Annotated in this window: 17 protein-coding genes; 13 read left to right on the top strand and 4 right to left on the bottom strand. The window is 49.6% G+C overall.

Annotated features, from left to right (window positions below; translation table 11 throughout):
- Window positions 1-81 precede the first annotated feature (81 nt).
- The 10 genes from B3S86_RS13805 (at window position 82) to B3S86_RS13760 (ending at window position 9961) form a co-directional block, all read left to right on the top strand.
- The gene (locus B3S86_RS13805) at window positions 82-1374 is read left to right on the top strand and encodes an adenylosuccinate synthase (RefSeq protein WP_056064628.1); all 1293 of its coding nucleotides are present in this window, start codon (window positions 82-84) and stop codon (window positions 1372-1374) included.
- A gap of 225 nt (window positions 1375-1599) precedes the next feature.
- Entirely contained in the window at window positions 1600-2307 is a 708-nt protein-coding gene (gene yycF, locus B3S86_RS13800) for a response regulator YycF (protein ID WP_023469844.1), read from the top strand.
- A gap of 2 nt (window positions 2308-2309) precedes the next feature.
- Window positions 2310-4160 carry a cell wall metabolism sensor histidine kinase WalK gene (gene walK / locus B3S86_RS13795; protein WP_035411745.1) on the top strand — a complete coding sequence of 617 codons (1851 nt, stop codon included), beginning with the start codon at window positions 2310-2312 and terminating at the stop codon, window positions 4158-4160.
- Window positions 4157-5473: a two-component system activity regulator YycH gene (gene yycH / locus B3S86_RS13790; protein WP_290753798.1), complete on the top strand. Its 1317-nt coding sequence runs from the start codon at window positions 4157-4159 to the stop codon at window positions 5471-5473. Before walK ends, yycH begins: the two co-directional genes overlap by 4 nt.
- A gap of 6 nt (window positions 5474-5479) precedes the next feature.
- Window positions 5480-6316, top strand: a complete 837-nt coding sequence (locus B3S86_RS13785; protein ID WP_290753795.1) for a two-component system regulatory protein YycI — start codon at window positions 5480-5482, stop codon at window positions 6314-6316.
- Between the two features lie 10 nt (window positions 6317-6326).
- Window positions 6327-7118, top strand: a complete 792-nt coding sequence (locus B3S86_RS13780) for an MBL fold metallo-hydrolase (protein WP_290753792.1) — start codon at window positions 6327-6329, stop codon at window positions 7116-7118.
- Window positions 7119-7224: 106 nt separating this feature from the next.
- Window positions 7225-8514, top strand: a complete 1290-nt coding sequence (locus tag B3S86_RS13775; protein ID WP_290753789.1) for a S1C family serine protease — start codon at window positions 7225-7227, stop codon at window positions 8512-8514.
- Window positions 8515-8650: 136 nt separating this feature from the next.
- Window positions 8651-8812 (top strand): CxxH/CxxC protein, encoded by a 162-nt coding sequence (locus B3S86_RS13770; protein ID WP_023469838.1) that lies wholly within the window; start codon window positions 8651-8653, stop codon window positions 8810-8812.
- A gap of 72 nt (window positions 8813-8884) precedes the next feature.
- Window positions 8885-9364: a 23S rRNA (pseudouridine(1915)-N(3))-methyltransferase RlmH gene (rlmH, locus tag B3S86_RS13765; protein ID WP_023469837.1), complete on the top strand. Its 480-nt coding sequence runs from the start codon at window positions 8885-8887 to the stop codon at window positions 9362-9364.
- Between the two features lie 198 nt (window positions 9365-9562).
- Complete coding sequence (locus B3S86_RS13760; protein ID WP_396215990.1) at window positions 9563-9961, top strand: GNAT family N-acetyltransferase; 399 nt, start codon at window positions 9563-9565, stop codon at window positions 9959-9961.
- Window position 9962: 1 nt separating this feature from the next.
- Here the strand turns inward: B3S86_RS13760 and B3S86_RS13755 are convergent, their stop codons facing one another.
- From B3S86_RS13755 to B3S86_RS13740, 4 genes are all read right to left on the bottom strand, one after another.
- The gene (locus B3S86_RS13755) at window positions 9963-10337 is read right to left on the bottom strand and encodes a hypothetical protein (RefSeq protein ID WP_290753781.1); all 375 of its coding nucleotides are present in this window, start codon (window positions 10335-10337) and stop codon (window positions 9963-9965) included.
- 27 nt (window positions 10338-10364) lie between these two features.
- Window positions 10365-10517, bottom strand: a complete 153-nt coding sequence (locus B3S86_RS13750; RefSeq protein WP_290753778.1) for a hypothetical protein — start codon at window positions 10515-10517, stop codon at window positions 10365-10367.
- Between the two features lie 155 nt (window positions 10518-10672).
- Window positions 10673-10912, bottom strand: coding sequence for a hypothetical protein (locus B3S86_RS13745; RefSeq protein ID WP_290753775.1), 240 nt, complete (start codon window positions 10910-10912; stop codon window positions 10673-10675).
- 15 nt (window positions 10913-10927) lie between these two features.
- Window positions 10928-11548, bottom strand: coding sequence for an HNH endonuclease family protein (locus B3S86_RS13740; protein WP_029343013.1), 621 nt, complete (start codon window positions 11546-11548; stop codon window positions 10928-10930).
- A 192-nt stretch (window positions 11549-11740) separates the two neighbouring features.
- On the opposite strand from B3S86_RS13740, the gene B3S86_RS13735 reads away from it, so the two are divergent.
- The 3 genes from B3S86_RS13735 to B3S86_RS13725 all read left to right on the top strand — a co-directional run bounded on the left by B3S86_RS13735 (window position 11741) and on the right by B3S86_RS13725 (window position 14465).
- Entirely contained in the window at window positions 11741-11938 is a 198-nt protein-coding gene (locus B3S86_RS13735; protein ID WP_290753772.1) for a hypothetical protein, read from the top strand.
- 82 nt (window positions 11939-12020) lie between these two features.
- Entirely contained in the window at window positions 12021-13208 is a 1188-nt protein-coding gene (locus B3S86_RS13730) for a DUF4317 domain-containing protein (RefSeq protein WP_035395462.1), read from the top strand.
- Window positions 13209-13385: 177 nt separating this feature from the next.
- Entirely contained in the window at window positions 13386-14465 is a 1080-nt protein-coding gene (locus B3S86_RS13725) for an alpha/beta hydrolase (protein ID WP_290753769.1), read from the top strand.
- Window positions 14466-14481: the final 16 nt, after the last annotated feature.

The following is a 14481-nucleotide window of genomic DNA, read 5'->3' as shown; positions in this document are numbered from 1 at the left end:
TTCGGTATTTGGTTGACTTCTTTTTTTTATCGCGTTACACTTAGTCGTGGTTTTGAATCGTACGTGGAGGTGGATGATAAGATGTCATCAGTAGTAGTAGTCGGAACACAGTGGGGCGACGAAGGAAAAGGGAAAATCACCGATTTTCTTTCAAAACAAGCTGACGTCGTAGCACGTTATCAAGGTGGAGACAATGCAGGACATACGATCGTATTCAATAACGAGACGTACAAATTGCACTTGATCCCATCAGGTATTTTTTACTCGGATAAGAAATGTGTCATCGGGAACGGTCTTGTCGTCAACCCGAAATCACTCGTCAAGGAATTGAAGTATCTGCACGATCGTGGTGTTTCAACGGATAACTTGTTAATTTCGAATCGGGCGCATGTCATCTTGCCGTATCATCAGTTGCAGGATCAGTTAGAAGAAGAAGCGAAAGGCGACGCAAAAGTCGGAACGACGCTAAAAGGAATCGGACCGTGCTACATGGATAAAGCCGCACGAATCGGAATCCGGATGGCAGACTTACTCGACAAAGAAACGTTCGCTGAGAAGTTAAAGATCGTTCTCGACCAAAAGAACCGCATGTTCACGAAGATGTATGACGCAGAACCAATCGCGTTCGACGATATCTTCGAAGAGTACTATGCGTATGGACAAGAATTCGCGAAATACGTCTGCGATACATCCGTCGTCGTCAACGATAGCCTTGATCACGGTGAAAAAGTGTTGTTTGAAGGCGCACAAGGTGTCTTACTCGACCTTGACCACGGAACGTACCCGTTCGTTACATCGTCGAACGCATCTGCCGGTGGTGTCGCATCAGGTGTCGGTGTCGGTCCAGCTCGGATCGATCACGTCGTTGGTGTTTGTAAAGCGTACACGTCACGTGTCGGTGACGGTCCGTTCCCAACGGAATTGTTCGATGACATCGGTCATCAAATCCGTGAAGTCGGTCGTGAATACGGGACGACGACAGGACGTCCGCGTCGTGTTGGTTGGTTCGACTCTGTCGTCGTTCGCCACTCGCGCCGTACAAGTGGGTTGACGGATCTTTCGCTCAACTCGATCGACGTTCTGACAGGACTCGAAACGTTGAAGATTTGTACATCGTACGAATTCAATGGTAAACAGATCGATGAGTACCCAGCAAGCTTCCGTGATCTTGAAGCATGTGTCCCAGTTTACGAAGAGCTTCCAGGCTGGAAAGAGGACATCACAGGTGTCCGTCGCTTTGAAGATCTACCGTTGAACGCACAGAACTACGTCAAGCGGATCGCGGATCTGACAGGTATCTCGCTCGTCACGTTCTCGGTCGGACCGGGTCGTGAACAGACCGTCGTCTTGCGTGATCTCTACGAAGAAGCATAAGTCTCAATAGCCTCTTGCCTCCTGCAAGAGGCTGTTTTTTGTGCGAAATGGTTCACAAACGGAAGCAAAAACAGGTATACTGAATACAGTGTTTCACGTGGAACCTCTCCCGTGAGACGACGAACAGTAGAGCGAGTGGCGCCGGGAGTTTCCGTCGCCACCTTTCTATATGCCGAAAAAACAGGTAAAATAGATTGAATAGAAATTTTTAAGGGGGCACACCCAGTGACGGAACGTAAAATTCTAGTCGTCGATGACGAGTTACCGATTGCAGATATACTCAAGTTTAAATTAGAAAAAGAAGGCTACCAGGTCGCGATCGCAAACGACGGCGTGGAGGCATTAGAAAAATTCGAGGAGTTCAAACCGGATTTGATGTTACTTGATATCATGCTCCCGTTGATGGACGGGATGGAGGTCTGCCGGGAAGTCCGGAAGACGTCGAAGATTCCAATCATCATGCTGACAGCAAAGGATTCTGAAATTGATACGGTACTTGGTCTTGAGCTTGGTGCGAATGATTACGTGACGAAGCCATTCAGCTCACGTGAGTTACTCGCCCGCGTTAAAGTCCACTTGCGCAATACGAGTCCGGAAGCTACACCACAACCGGTTGGACCAGGTCCACTCAAAGTCGGAGAACTGTATATCGATACGAATTCGCATACAGTGACACGTAAGGATCAAAAGATCGAGCTGACGCAGCGTGAGTTCGAATTGTTGCATTACCTCGCGAAAAACATCGGTCAAGTCATGACGCGTGAGCATTTGTTGCAGACGGTCTGGGGCTATGACTACTTTGGTGACGTCCGGACAGTCGACGTGACAGTGCGCCGTCTTCGTGAAAAAGTCGAAGATAACCCAAGTACGCCGGTCTATATCATGACGCGTCGTGGAGTCGGCTACTATCTCCAAGACGGGGAGAATGAATAACGATGTTAAAAGGAACGAACTTCTTTAAATCCATCCAATGGAAGCTTGTCGTCATCTATGCCTTATTGATTTTAGTGGCGATGCAGGTCATTGGTGTCTACTTCGTTCGTTCCCTTGAAAAGCAGTACATTACGAACTTCTCGAAGTCGGTCGAGGACCGGGCAGGTCTTGTCGCCTATAACGTCGGGAAGGAATTCGATAAAACAGGCGATGATGAAGCCTCCAAACGGCAGTTGTCCCAATCATTAGGGCAACTGCTGTCTGAGTTTAGTAATGGCTCCACCTCAAGGAACGACATCCTCGAAGTCCAGATTATCGATCAGGACTCGATCATCCAAGCGACATCGGATGACGAGAACCAGTCGGCGGTCGGTCAACGGGCGACGAATTCACTGATTAAAAAAGCGCAGGCAACGAGCTCGACCCGGACGGACACCGTACTCGATCCGGAATCAGAAGATAAGATCCGGATCTTTGCCGTACCCGTCACCTCGGAACGAGACGGTGTGACGACCGGGATGATTTATGTCCGTGCCTCGATGGAGTCGATCTATTCGCAGATGCAACAGGTCACGCGGATTTTGGCGACCGGAACAGTCATCGCCCTCGTCATCACGTCGATTCTCGGAGTCTTGCTGTCGCGGACGATCACGCGTCCGATTTCGGATATGCGGCGTCAAGCGATCGAGATGCGACGCGGGAACTTCTCGCGGAAGGTTAAGGTCTATTCGGATGATGAGATCGGGCAACTTGCTCGTTCGTTCAATGAATTGACGGATGAGCTGCTCGAAGCGAACGCGACGACGGAAGCCGAACGGCGGAAGTTGACGAGTGTCCTCGAGAACATGACCGACGGCGTGATTGCGACGGACCGGACGCTGCGCGTCATCTTGATGAATGATCAAGCGAAGGATATCGTCGGCGCTGACGATGCGAGTGTCGTCGGAACGAACTTGAAGGACCTACTGGCACTCGGTGACGATTTCATGATTCCGGAAGACGGCACGATGCCACCGCGTCTGCTCGATTTCAGTAGTGAGGACGAACTGTTCCTCGTCCGGGCATTCTTCTCGCCCGTCAAGAAACACAGTGGACCGATTACCGGGATGATCGTCGTCCTACATGACGTCACGGAACAGGAGCAGGTCGAACAGGATCGACGTGAATTCGTCGCGAACGTCAGTCACGAGCTCCGGACACCGCTGACGACGATGCGCAGCTACCTCGAAGCCTTGGCAGAAGGCGCCTATCAGGATGAGGAACTCGCACCGCGTTTCCTTGAGACGACACAAAACGAGACGGAGCGGATGATTCGCCTCGTCACCGATCTTTTACAGCTGTCGAAGATGGACAGTAAGGAATACAAGATGAACAAGGTCCGCTTCGATTACATTCAGTTCTTGAATGAGATTCTCGATCGCCATGACATGACGAAGCCGGAACGGATTCGTTTCCGTCGTAAGATCATGAAGCGGAAAGTCTATATCCGTGGGGATCAGGATAAATTGATTCAGGTCGCAGATAACATCCTGACGAACGCGATCAAATACTCACCGGAAGGCGGAACAATCACCGTCCGGACGATGCTCCGGGCAAAACGGATCGTCATCAGCATCAAGGATGAAGGTGTCGGAATCCCGAAAGCGAATCTCCAAAAAATCTTCGAACGCTTCTATCGTGTCGATAAAGCCCGTGCCCGTAAAATCGGCGGCACCGGTCTTGGTCTGTCGATCGCGAAAGATGTCGTTTCGGCTCACGGTGGCGACATCTGGGCAGAAAGCGAATGGGGACGCGGTACGACGATTTACTTCACGCTTCCGTATGAGGTGATCGAAGAGGTGGATGCCGGATGAAGAAACAACACTGGAGTTCGCTGTTACTCGTCCTGCTCGTCGCCGGTTCGATCGCTCAGACAGCGATGCTCTGGACCTATCATCCAAGCAGTGAATCGATCGAGCGGGAACAAGTCTCGTTCAACGAGATCGATGCCTCAAAGACGATTGAAAGCAACCAGCTGATTAATCCGGAACTACTTGTCTATTCGGATCAGGAAGGGACGTACCAAACACAAATCATCGGGCGGACCTTCCTCAACCGGATCGGTGCATCGTTCAATATCGGGGTCCTTGTCCTGACGGATAAAGCAAAGAACATACCGATCGGCGAGCGGAGCGTCGAGATGATTTTTCCGACACCGATCAGCGCGACGATGCTTGAGGAGTTACTCGGAGAAAAACAGATCGCGTTCTCAGAACCGATCAAACGGCTCTATCTCCTCGATTACGATGGTCCGATTCTCCGTCTTGAGTCGGCGACGGGGCGCCTAAAGGACTTTAAACTCGTCGGCGATGAGACGGTTCTGAAACGACTGTTCGCGTACGATAAGAAAAAACCGATGACGCGCGTCGAACTCAAAGGGGGCGATTATACGTATGTCGCGAGTGGTACGACACGGCTGGAACAAGTCTTCGTCTATGACGAGGTCGGGCAATCGCCGCAACCACTCGATCGCATCCGGAGTGCCTTCTTTGCCGAAAATTCGAACGTCCAGCAAATCAAGAGTCGCGATGATCTCGACGTCTTGACGGATGGCGTCAGCGTCTCGACGTACGACCGAAACTACAATGTCTATCGCTTCAACACGTTATCGCCGAACACCCAAAGCTCGACCGTTGATTACAGCACGCTCGTTAGCTACGTCAACATTCATGGAGGCTGGCTTGATCAAGAGACACAACGGAGTGGTTTCCGCTATTACTTCGATCAGATGAGTAAGAAGGGCGAGGAACAGACGGCGACGTTCCGGTTGTACTTGAACCGGTATCCGGTGTTCGGGGAGAGCGGTCCGTTGCTCGAACAGACGAAGTTCGATCTCGCGACACTGAAAATCATGTATGAAGAAAATCAAGTCCGGTCGCTCAGCCGCAGCATGCTTCGAGCAAAGCGGAAGTTGATCCTTCGGGAAGAGACGGTGCCGGCTGTCGAAACGGTTCTTGAACGTCTAAGACGCGCCGATCTCTTAAAAGAAATCAGTGGGATCCGGGTCGGATATGAGATGACGTATAAAATTTCAACGAGCCGCTACGCTGTCTTTGAGCCGACGTGGTTCATCAAGGTCGATGGGGTTTGGCAATCGATCAATCAAGCTGTCGGGAATGAGGGGTGAGGACGAATGGACTGGAGTAAAGCGAAGACCTTATTGATGCTGACCTTTTTGATCCTGAACGTCTACCTTGCCATTCAATTGATGGACCGGATGGTCGAGCCGCGGATCGTCGCGACGAGTGCGACCGGGAAGTCGATCTTGAAGGATCGTCACATCGACGAGAAGAAACTGCAACCGGTCACGCGGGACATTGGTTATTTGACGGCCGAAGTCGATGCGCGGACGCTGGCGCCACTTGCAAGTTCACCGATTCAGGATGCAGTCGCCTCCGTCAAGAATAATGTCGAGTGGTCGGTCCGGTTGACGAAACCGTATCGACTCGAAACGAAGACGATGCGGGATTCCGCTTCATCGTTCGTTCAAGCGTCCGTTCGGTATGGTGCCGAATATACATTTTGGAAGTATGATAGTAAGTATCAGGAGATGACATTCGTTCAGACGTATAAGGGACAGCCGCTCTATTCGACACCACAGCAGTCGCGTGAGGACGATGCGATGATCGGACCGTCCCTGCTCGTCTTGCAACTCAACGATGCAAAGGAAATCGTCAGCTACAAACAACGCCACTTGAACAAGGTCGTCCGGCAAGCACAGGACGTGACGTTGTTATCGGCAAGTGAAGCAATCGTCCAGTTGTCGGAGCAAGGTTTGTTCCCGGCATCGAAGCGATTGACGAGTCATAAACTCGGGTATTTCTGTCTCGTCACGGAAGGCACGGAATCCGTTCAAATCCTGCCGCCGACGTGGCAAATCGAACTCGACAACGAGGAAGTCTACTTTGTCAATGCAATTGATGGCGGTGTCCAAACCGTTGAACGATTGGATACAGTCTCAGAGAAATGAGGAATGCACGATGAGCCTACACTACAGCGTCATGGCCAGTGGCTCGACGGGGAACGCCCTCTATATCGAAAGTGAACAGACCCGTTTGCTCGTCGACGCCGGACTGACCGGCAAGGCGATGCTCGCCTTGTTCGACCAGATCGACCGGTCGCCGCAAGGCATCGATGGTCTGTTCGTCACCCATGAACACTCCGACCATATCAAAGGCGTCGGCATCATGGCACGCAAGTACAACATCCCGCTCTATGCCAATGAAAAGACATGGGCGGCGATGGAAGCGAAAATCGGCAAGATTGATCCGGCGCTGAAGTTCCTCTGGGAAGTCGGAGAGGTCAAGCAGTTCGGTGACATCGAAGTCGAATCATTCAACGTCAGTCATGATGCAGCGGATCCGATGTTCTTCCAGTTCGCGCATGAAGGAAAACGATTGGCACACATCACCGATACCGGATACGTCTCGGACCGGATGAAAGGTGTCATTCGGGGCGCCGATGCCTATATCTTCGAAGCGAACCACGATATCGGTATGCTCCAGATGGGACATTACCCGTGGAGCGTCAAGCGGCGGATCCTCGGCGACTACGGACACGTCTCGAATGAGGACGCTGCGATCGCGATGAGCGAGGTCCTTGACGACCGGACGAAACGGATCCACATGGCCCACTTGAGCAAGGATAACAACATGAAGGAACTCGCCCGGATGAGCGTCTCCCAGACGCTCGCGAGCCGTGACGTCGATCTGAGTAAGATTCAGCTCCTCGACACGGACCCGGTCATTCCGACGCCGCTCCTGAAGCTTTGATTATGGGAAATTACTGAATATGCTCAAAAGACCCCCACATTTGGCTCACTTGCCACGTGATGGGGGTATACTTGTGTAAAGAGAGTCATAAAGGAGGCGTATGTCGATGGATCGACCGGAAGAACCACGGAACGAATTCGAACGATACGAACAGTCATCCGATGAGAGCGGCTTCCCGCCCCGTCAGCCGGCAACGAGCGAACCGGTCAGCCCTTATCGTGAACCATATGAAGAACAACCAGAACCGCCGCGTCGTCGCGGTGCCGGAAAAGCCTTTTTCGTCGGTCTGATCGGTGGAATCGTCGGAGCCTTGTTGATTGCCCTCATCGCGTGGCCGTTCGTCCGTGATGAGATGACGAGTCCGACTCCGGTTTCGTCGACGGCAACGGAACAGACCGCGACACAGACGACAGAGGATGAAGCCGACATCGTCGGTGCGGTCGGTAAGACGAAGGAAGCCGTCGTGAGCGTAACGAACCTTCAGAGCTCGTTCCAAGGAACCGATCAGGAAACGGGTGCAGGGTCCGGCGTCATCTATAAAAAAGACGGCAATAAAGCCTACGTCGTCACGAACTACCATGTCGTTGAAGGGGCAAGTCGCTTGTCTGTCACGTTATCCGACGGAACAGCACTCGAGGCAAAAGTCCTCGGCGAAGATCCGACGTACGATTTAGCGGTCCTGTCGATTGATTCATCGAAAGTGACACAAGTCGCAAAACTGGGGGATTCGGATACGTTACGTGCCGGTGAAACGGTGCTTGCGATCGGAAACCCACTCGGAATCTTCGCGAACTCCGTCACGCGCGGTGTCATCAGTGCGCAGGAACGGACGGTTCCAGTTGATACGAACAAGGATGGACAGCAAGACTTCAATACGGAAGTCATCCAAACCGATGCAGCGATCAACCCGGGGAACTCGGGGGGAGCGCTCATCAATACAGCCGGTCAATTGATCGGGATCAACTCGATGAAGATTGCGGAAGCAAGTGTTGAAGGAGTCGGATTTGCGATTCCGATCAACGAAGCGTTACCAATCATGCGTGACCTTGAGCAAAATGGTGAAGTCGTTCGTCCACAGCTCGGGATTCAGATTCGTGATGTGCAGGAATTCCCAAGCGGATATCGCGAAGATCGTTTGAAATTACCGAATGATGTCACGAAAGGAATCGTCGTCGTCGGTCTAACCCGTAACAGCGGCGCCGAAAAAGCGGGAATGAAGGCAAACGATGTCATCGTCGAGATCAACGGAAAAGCGATCGCATCGTTCGCCGATCTAAAAAGTGTCCTCTACCGGGATGCAAAAGTCGGCGAAACAGTCAAAGTCACGTTCTATCGTGGCGGTGAAAAACAGACAGCAGATGTGAAGTTGTCGGCTCAGTCACCAACTGTTCAATAAGGCATAACCTGAAAAACCATCCACCTGTGGATGGTTTTTTTGAGTGAGGAAACCTGCGGCTTTTCCGGTCAGGAAGGTTGATATTTGTTATACTGGAAGCGGATAAATGTGGATAAGTGAAAGGAGGAGACCACCTGTGGATAAGTACGTTTGTTTAGAACATGTCGAGCTCGCGCTTGACGAAATCGTAGATGAAACAGAACAATACCCGATTCTTGATCAGCTAAATCCAGAAAAAAACATCACGTGTGAATACTGTGACGCACCGGCAACATATCTTGTGTCAAGCAAAAAATAAATATCAACATGTGGATTTGTGGATAACTCTGTGGATAACTCCTGAATTTTCTGTCAGAAAGCGAGAAAAAAGATGCAAATTACCATCATTACGGTCGGAAAGCTAAAAGAGAAGTATTTGAAGCAAGGTATCGCCGAATATACGAAGCGTCTCGGCGCCTACTGTTCGATCCAAGAAATCGAGGTCGCGGACGAAAAGGCACCAGAGCAGTTGAGTGAAGCGGAGATGGCGCAAGTGAAGAAAAAAGAGGGCGAACGGATTTTAGCGAAGATCGGACCGGATGTTCATGTCCTCGCACTTGCTATCGAAGGAAAACAACGGACGAGTGAACAGTTTGCAAAAGAACTCGATCAACTCGCGACATATGGCAAGAGCAAGATTGCCTTCGTCATCGGTGGCTCGCTCGGTCTTGCACCAGAAGTGATGCAACGTGCGAATGATACAATCTCGTTCTCGAAGATGACATTCCCGCATCAATTGATGAAGATGATCCTTTGTGAACAGATTTATCGGGCGTACCGGATTAATCGGAATGAGCCTTATCATAAATAAACAGTATTTAGATGACCGCCTTAAGTGTAGTAACTGATACTCGAGGTGGTCTTTTTTAAATAATAAGATTAACCCTTATATCACAATTAACATAATAAATATAAATGAAAGGTATACATAATGGTTATTCAGATTATAGAACAGAAAACACGTAGTCAGATTAAAGACTTTTTTACTGTGCACTGGGGCAGTTCACAAATGGTAACGTCAACAGGTGTTCATGATTGCAGTCTGTTAGACGGGTTTTATGCCATAAACGATGATCATGAAATCATTGGACTGATCACCTATCATATGACTTCGCAGACATGCGAAATCATTTCACTGGATAGTCTTGAAGAAGGCAAAGGAATCGGTTCGCAATTGATGCAAATGGTAGAAGAAAAGGCAACACAGCAACAATGCAACTTGCTGACGCTCGTTACGACAAACGACAATGAACGTGCGATACGTTTCTATCAACATCGGGGATATACAATATCGCAGGTGATTCCGAATGCTGTAGAACTTGCACGCAAAATAAAACCGGAAATTCCGTTGTACAATGAAAAGGGAGTTTCGATTAAAGACGAAATCGTCTTGATAAAACATTTATGAGTCACTTATTCGTTGTTGATGTTAGAAATTCTAAATAATCTTTCTCACTCTTGAATTGATCATTCACAATCAAATCTGGTGAAATCAAATAGGTTCCGGCATATTCACCGTGCTTAATTTTGAAATAGCATGTCCTAGGTGCGAGTAGACTTTTCGATCGATGAATCTGCTCTCGTGATAGTGGCGTCCAATCTGATTGATCTTGTGAATTAGTGAAAGAGACAATAATCGATTGATCAGCTTGAATCAATACCACGAGGTCTTTTTCTTGTAAACGCGATGGATTGACGTGGGCTAGGATCGGGTCGGCAGACTTGGCGATAAAACCTCCAATAATGGAGTGTGACTGCTGTTCCTTGATGAACTGTTGAATCATAGTTGTCCTCCTAACTAGATTTATGGATTACTCTGACTTTGCTTTCGTGATGATACCGATACCACAACCAAATAGCATGATGATACCGGTAACGAGTAACGCCGGCACGTGACTTTCTAGTGCCATGTAGAGACCTGCACCACTTAAGATGACACCGGTTGGGATCAAAACGTTTCGCATGAGCTATACCCCCTAAACGGATGATGGCGTTGTTCTCACTATACCGGATAGAACGTCAGATAAAACGCATGCTTTAGTAAATAATGACAATCTGATTTTGAATATGTAGAACGAAAACAGACGCCGTCCATTACTTGGACAGCGTCTGTTTTTCATTATGTTCGCTCTAGTATATTGACGAGCATCTGATGGATGACGTCATGATCCCGGACGTCATGGACACGATAACTGCCGGGTAACGTATAGACGTCTATCGCCCCGACGTAAGCAATCTTCAGTTCCAACCTTCCGTCCTCCTGACAGGTCGTCCGGAGTTCGAGTTCACCGCTGATGACACCGACTTCTTGCGTCATGACACCATGTGTGGCGGTAAAAGTAGAGGTTTTCGTTTCCATCGAATCGACTCCTTTTTAGTATGTACATGTGTTCAACATCGTCTGTAAGGCAGTTTTTTCACTTGATTGTAAGCTGAGGTTCCAACGACTCTTCGTATTGATCCACATCTTCGAGTAGGCACAGCTCGCACCTGCCCGTGTCGGCTTCCATGTCGACGGATCCTGATCCCCTTTTGAACGGTTCGAGCTTGCAGAGACAGCAATCAATTGTGGACCTGTCAAATCGTTTGCGAACGCTTGACGTGTTGTCGTCGTCCAACTGCTTGCTCCTGAACGCCATGCTTCCGCAAGCGGAACGACATGATCGATGTCGAGGTCAGACGGGTTCGTGAATGTCAGTCCGTCATAGTAACTATACCAAGAACCGGATGTGACGGGGCACGATCCGACATATGAATCGGCGTCACGTTTTAAGACGACTTGTCGTGTATCACAGCCGCCTCCTTGACTGCTCCAGTGCGGGAACAAATCACGCGAATAACCGGTCATGCTGCCTTCTGTTTTAACCGTTAAGGCATCGAGTTGAGACTGGGCCGTCGCTTTCGACGAGATGCCCGATGGTAATGCGGAAACAGACGTCGTATCGAATTGGAAAGCGGTCAGGCAGACGAGCGTAGTGATGACGATGGACTTGATGGCTTTGAACACGTGTCATTCCTCCTATGTATGAGACGAGATGATGTGAAGACACCCTTCACAATTTTTAGTATGGCATCACTTATTTAGGAGAAAATGAATATCGTGTAAATGTTATTAAAATTAAACTTTTGTCATTATATTGAAGGGTCTGATGTTAGGATTTAGGTGTAGAAGAAAGGAGACTACATCATGAACGAACGAATTAGAGGATGGTTGATCGTGTTCGGCGTATTTTTAGTCGTAAGTGGCGCGTTGACGGAAGCGCAACGTTATTTCAACACAAAAGAACTAGATAATTGCATCGCGCAAGCTCGCGCTGCCCACCAAGAATATGAATATGAAATCGTTAATCCTGTCACACGCGCGTATTCATTCCGTGCGCATTGATTTTCTAAAAGATGTCGGGTCATCTCGCATATGGTACGCTTTTCAGGAAGCAGGATTTTAATGATTCGAGGAGCTGGTATGCATGAATAAAAAAGACATCGCCGACATCCGTCGTCACTTTAAGATGGATGCCGATTTACTAAAAATCCATGAAATCTACAACGTCTATATTCGAAAAGAGACGAGCGAAATCTATCATGAGGAAGCCCGACCATTTCCATTGCTTGATCCGGAACAACAGGAGCTGTTCCTTGCGAACTTCAAGAAGGTACTAGGTGGAAAACTCGACGTCAAGCTGTTCGAGGTCAAGTTCACGCATCCGGAAGAAGGGGAGACGGGTCATACGCAACAGCTGCTCTACGAAGGACTGTATGCGGAAGAGCCGGAGGACTGGGTCGAGCAGATGCAGACGATGGCGTTGAAGATGGTCCAGGACGTCCAGTACGAGAATGATCTCGTCGTCACGTTCATTCGCGGTCAATACTATAAAACGACGAAGCGCCAAGCGGACGAGACAGAGATCGATCCAAATGACGACGTTTATACGACGCCGTTCATCCTCGGTAGCCTTAATTTAACGGAGCTACCAAAACAATCACTCGTCTTTGATTTCGTTGAACGGGAATTCAAGTCGAACTTATTCATCAATCCGGTCATCAAACTGGCGTCGCCAATCGGTGGATTCCTCTTCCCGACCTTCACCGACAATGCTGCAGACGTCAATCATGTCTTGTATGCGGCGGGCAAGCCGAATAAACCGGATTTCGGCTTCCTTGAAAATGTCTTGAACGGTCAACCGATCGTCACGGCAGATGAGGATAAAGCGATCTTCGAGGAAATCGTCAAATCGGTCGTTGGTGAATCGATGGATACGAAGACGTTAGCCGGTGTCTATGAAAACATCAATCAGTTGATCGTCGTCGAAGAGGATCAAGATGAGGAAGAAGTGCCAATGCTCGACGTTCAGGAAGTCGAACGTGTCCTCAAGGCAAGCGGTGTCGAAGACGTCAGCACGGAGCAGGTCGAACGGGCGTTCAAGACGGTCGTTGACGATCCGACATACGAGATGAAAGCGAGTAACATCGTCCCGAACTATGAAGCGAAATCGATTAAAATCAATACGAAGGTCGCAAACATCGCGATCAGTCCGCAAGACTTGAAGTACGTCAAACAAGTCAACTATCAAGGAAAACGCTGCTTGTTGATCGAGGTCGAGGAAGACACGGTCATTGATGGTTTTACAATCGTTTCACAAGAACAATTACGATAAGGATCAGCGCAGGCGACTGCGCTGATTTTTTTAGGTGAAACATTTGCTTCTCCTGTCAAAGACAGGTATATTGTGATGTAAGCGGTCTCTTTTTTTGAAAAAGAGGCATTCGAAATTTTTTTAGTAGTTATCGAAAGCGCTTTCGATAACGGTTTAACCAGAAAGGAAGCGATCCATTTGTCTACCGCCTCGATGCAAGATTTACTGCGGACGTTACGAAATCGTTCATCTATCCATCAAGACGGACTCGAAATCGTCGATAAGCCGATTCCTGACGTCTCGACTCCGGGAACACTCGATCCGCGTGTCCGTGAGGTCGTCCTCACGCAGCGTCCATCGGTCTCGATTCCAGAAGGGGCGTCGCCAGTCGAACTGGCACGTGCCGGCATGGGGTGGGACAACGAAGACGTGACGACTCGGCAAATCTCAACGGATGTCCTCGCGATCCCAAGACCCGATACCACGATCGAAGCACGGCTGTATCGTCCGGAAGCGGCGCGTCCGCTCCCGCTCGTCGTCTATTTCCATGGCGGTGGTTTTTTCGGTGGCACGCTCGAGACGGTCGAGAATCCATGTAAGGCATTAGCCGATAAAGGGAACGTCGCCGTCTTGTCGGTCGGCTACCGATTGGCACCCGAGCATCCGTTTCCGACAGGACTTGAGGATTGTCATGCATCGATCGATTGGGCAGTCGAACACGCTGATCGACTTGGGATTGATCCAGGTGCGATCGCTGTCGCCGGTGATAGTGCCGGTGGGAACTTGGCGACGGTCTGTTGTTTGCTCGACCGCGAGCGTCCGACGCCGTATATCCACTATCAAGTTTTATATTATCCAGTCGTCAATGTCGGGGAACATCCGAATCCGGAATATGACTGGACGCTTGAAGCGTATGATCGACAAACGGAATCGCAGTTACTCGAAAGGATCATTCTCTCACTTCAAGATGAAGAAGGTATCCTCGAGCAATGGTACGTTCAAGCAAGTGATTCGACGGATCGACGAATCTCACCGTTGTTCGCGACGCTCGACGATCTACCAGAGGCACTCGTCATTACGGGAGAGTTTGATTACTTACGTCTCGAAGGAGAAGCGTACGCGAAAAAGCTCGCGCGCGCTGGCGTCAAGACCCGTTATCTCCACTACCGCGGGATGGAACATGCCTTTCTTGATAAACTCGGTCTGTATCCGCAAGCCGAAGACAGCTTAGACGAAATCGCGAAGGACTTAAAACGACTCTTTTCTCAAACTAACTAACAAAGGTGGATGACGC

Origin of the sequence: Exiguobacterium sp. UBA3968 (assembly GCF_002385115.1) — a bacterium.
In the GTDB taxonomy this organism is placed as follows: domain Bacteria; phylum Bacillota; class Bacilli; order Exiguobacteriales; family Exiguobacteriaceae; genus Exiguobacterium_A.
The sequence above is the reverse complement of the archived record's forward strand: the minus strand, read 5'-3'. Positions and strand labels throughout refer to the sequence as shown.

What these genes read in the sequence shown, in the direction of transcription:
- B3S86_RS13785 (WP_290753795.1), top strand. Translation starts at nt 5,480, where the DNA reads ATGGACTGGAGTAAAGCGAAGACCTTATTGATGCTGACCTTTTTGATC.
- yycH (WP_290753798.1), top strand. Translation starts at nt 4,157, where the DNA reads ATGAAGAAACAACACTGGAGTTCGCTGTTACTCGTCCTGCTCGTCGCC.
- B3S86_RS13735 (WP_290753772.1), top strand. Translation starts at nt 11,741, where the DNA reads ATGAACGAACGAATTAGAGGATGGTTGATCGTGTTCGGCGTATTTTTA.
- walK (WP_035411745.1), top strand. Translation starts at nt 2,310, where the DNA reads ATGTTAAAAGGAACGAACTTCTTTAAATCCATCCAATGGAAGCTTGTC.
- B3S86_RS13745 (WP_290753775.1), bottom strand. Translation starts at nt 10,912, where the DNA reads ATGGAAACGAAAACCTCTACTTTTACCGCCACACATGGTGTCATGACG.
- B3S86_RS13730 (WP_035395462.1), top strand. Translation starts at nt 12,021, where the DNA reads ATGAATAAAAAAGACATCGCCGACATCCGTCGTCACTTTAAGATGGAT.
- rlmH (WP_023469837.1), top strand. Translation starts at nt 8,885, where the DNA reads ATGCAAATTACCATCATTACGGTCGGAAAGCTAAAAGAGAAGTATTTG.
- B3S86_RS13755 (WP_290753781.1), bottom strand. Translation starts at nt 10,337, where the DNA reads ATGATTCAACAGTTCATCAAGGAACAGCAGTCACACTCCATTATTGGA.
- B3S86_RS13780 (WP_290753792.1), top strand. Translation starts at nt 6,327, where the DNA reads ATGAGCCTACACTACAGCGTCATGGCCAGTGGCTCGACGGGGAACGCC.
- B3S86_RS13760 (WP_396215990.1), top strand. Translation starts at nt 9,563, where the DNA reads ATGGTAACGTCAACAGGTGTTCATGATTGCAGTCTGTTAGACGGGTTT.
- B3S86_RS13805 (WP_056064628.1), top strand. Translation starts at nt 82, where the DNA reads ATGTCATCAGTAGTAGTAGTCGGAACACAGTGGGGCGACGAAGGAAAA.
- B3S86_RS13750 (WP_290753778.1), bottom strand. Translation starts at nt 10,517, where the DNA reads ATGCGAAACGTTTTGATCCCAACCGGTGTCATCTTAAGTGGTGCAGGT.
- B3S86_RS13775 (WP_290753789.1), top strand. Translation starts at nt 7,225, where the DNA reads ATGGATCGACCGGAAGAACCACGGAACGAATTCGAACGATACGAACAG.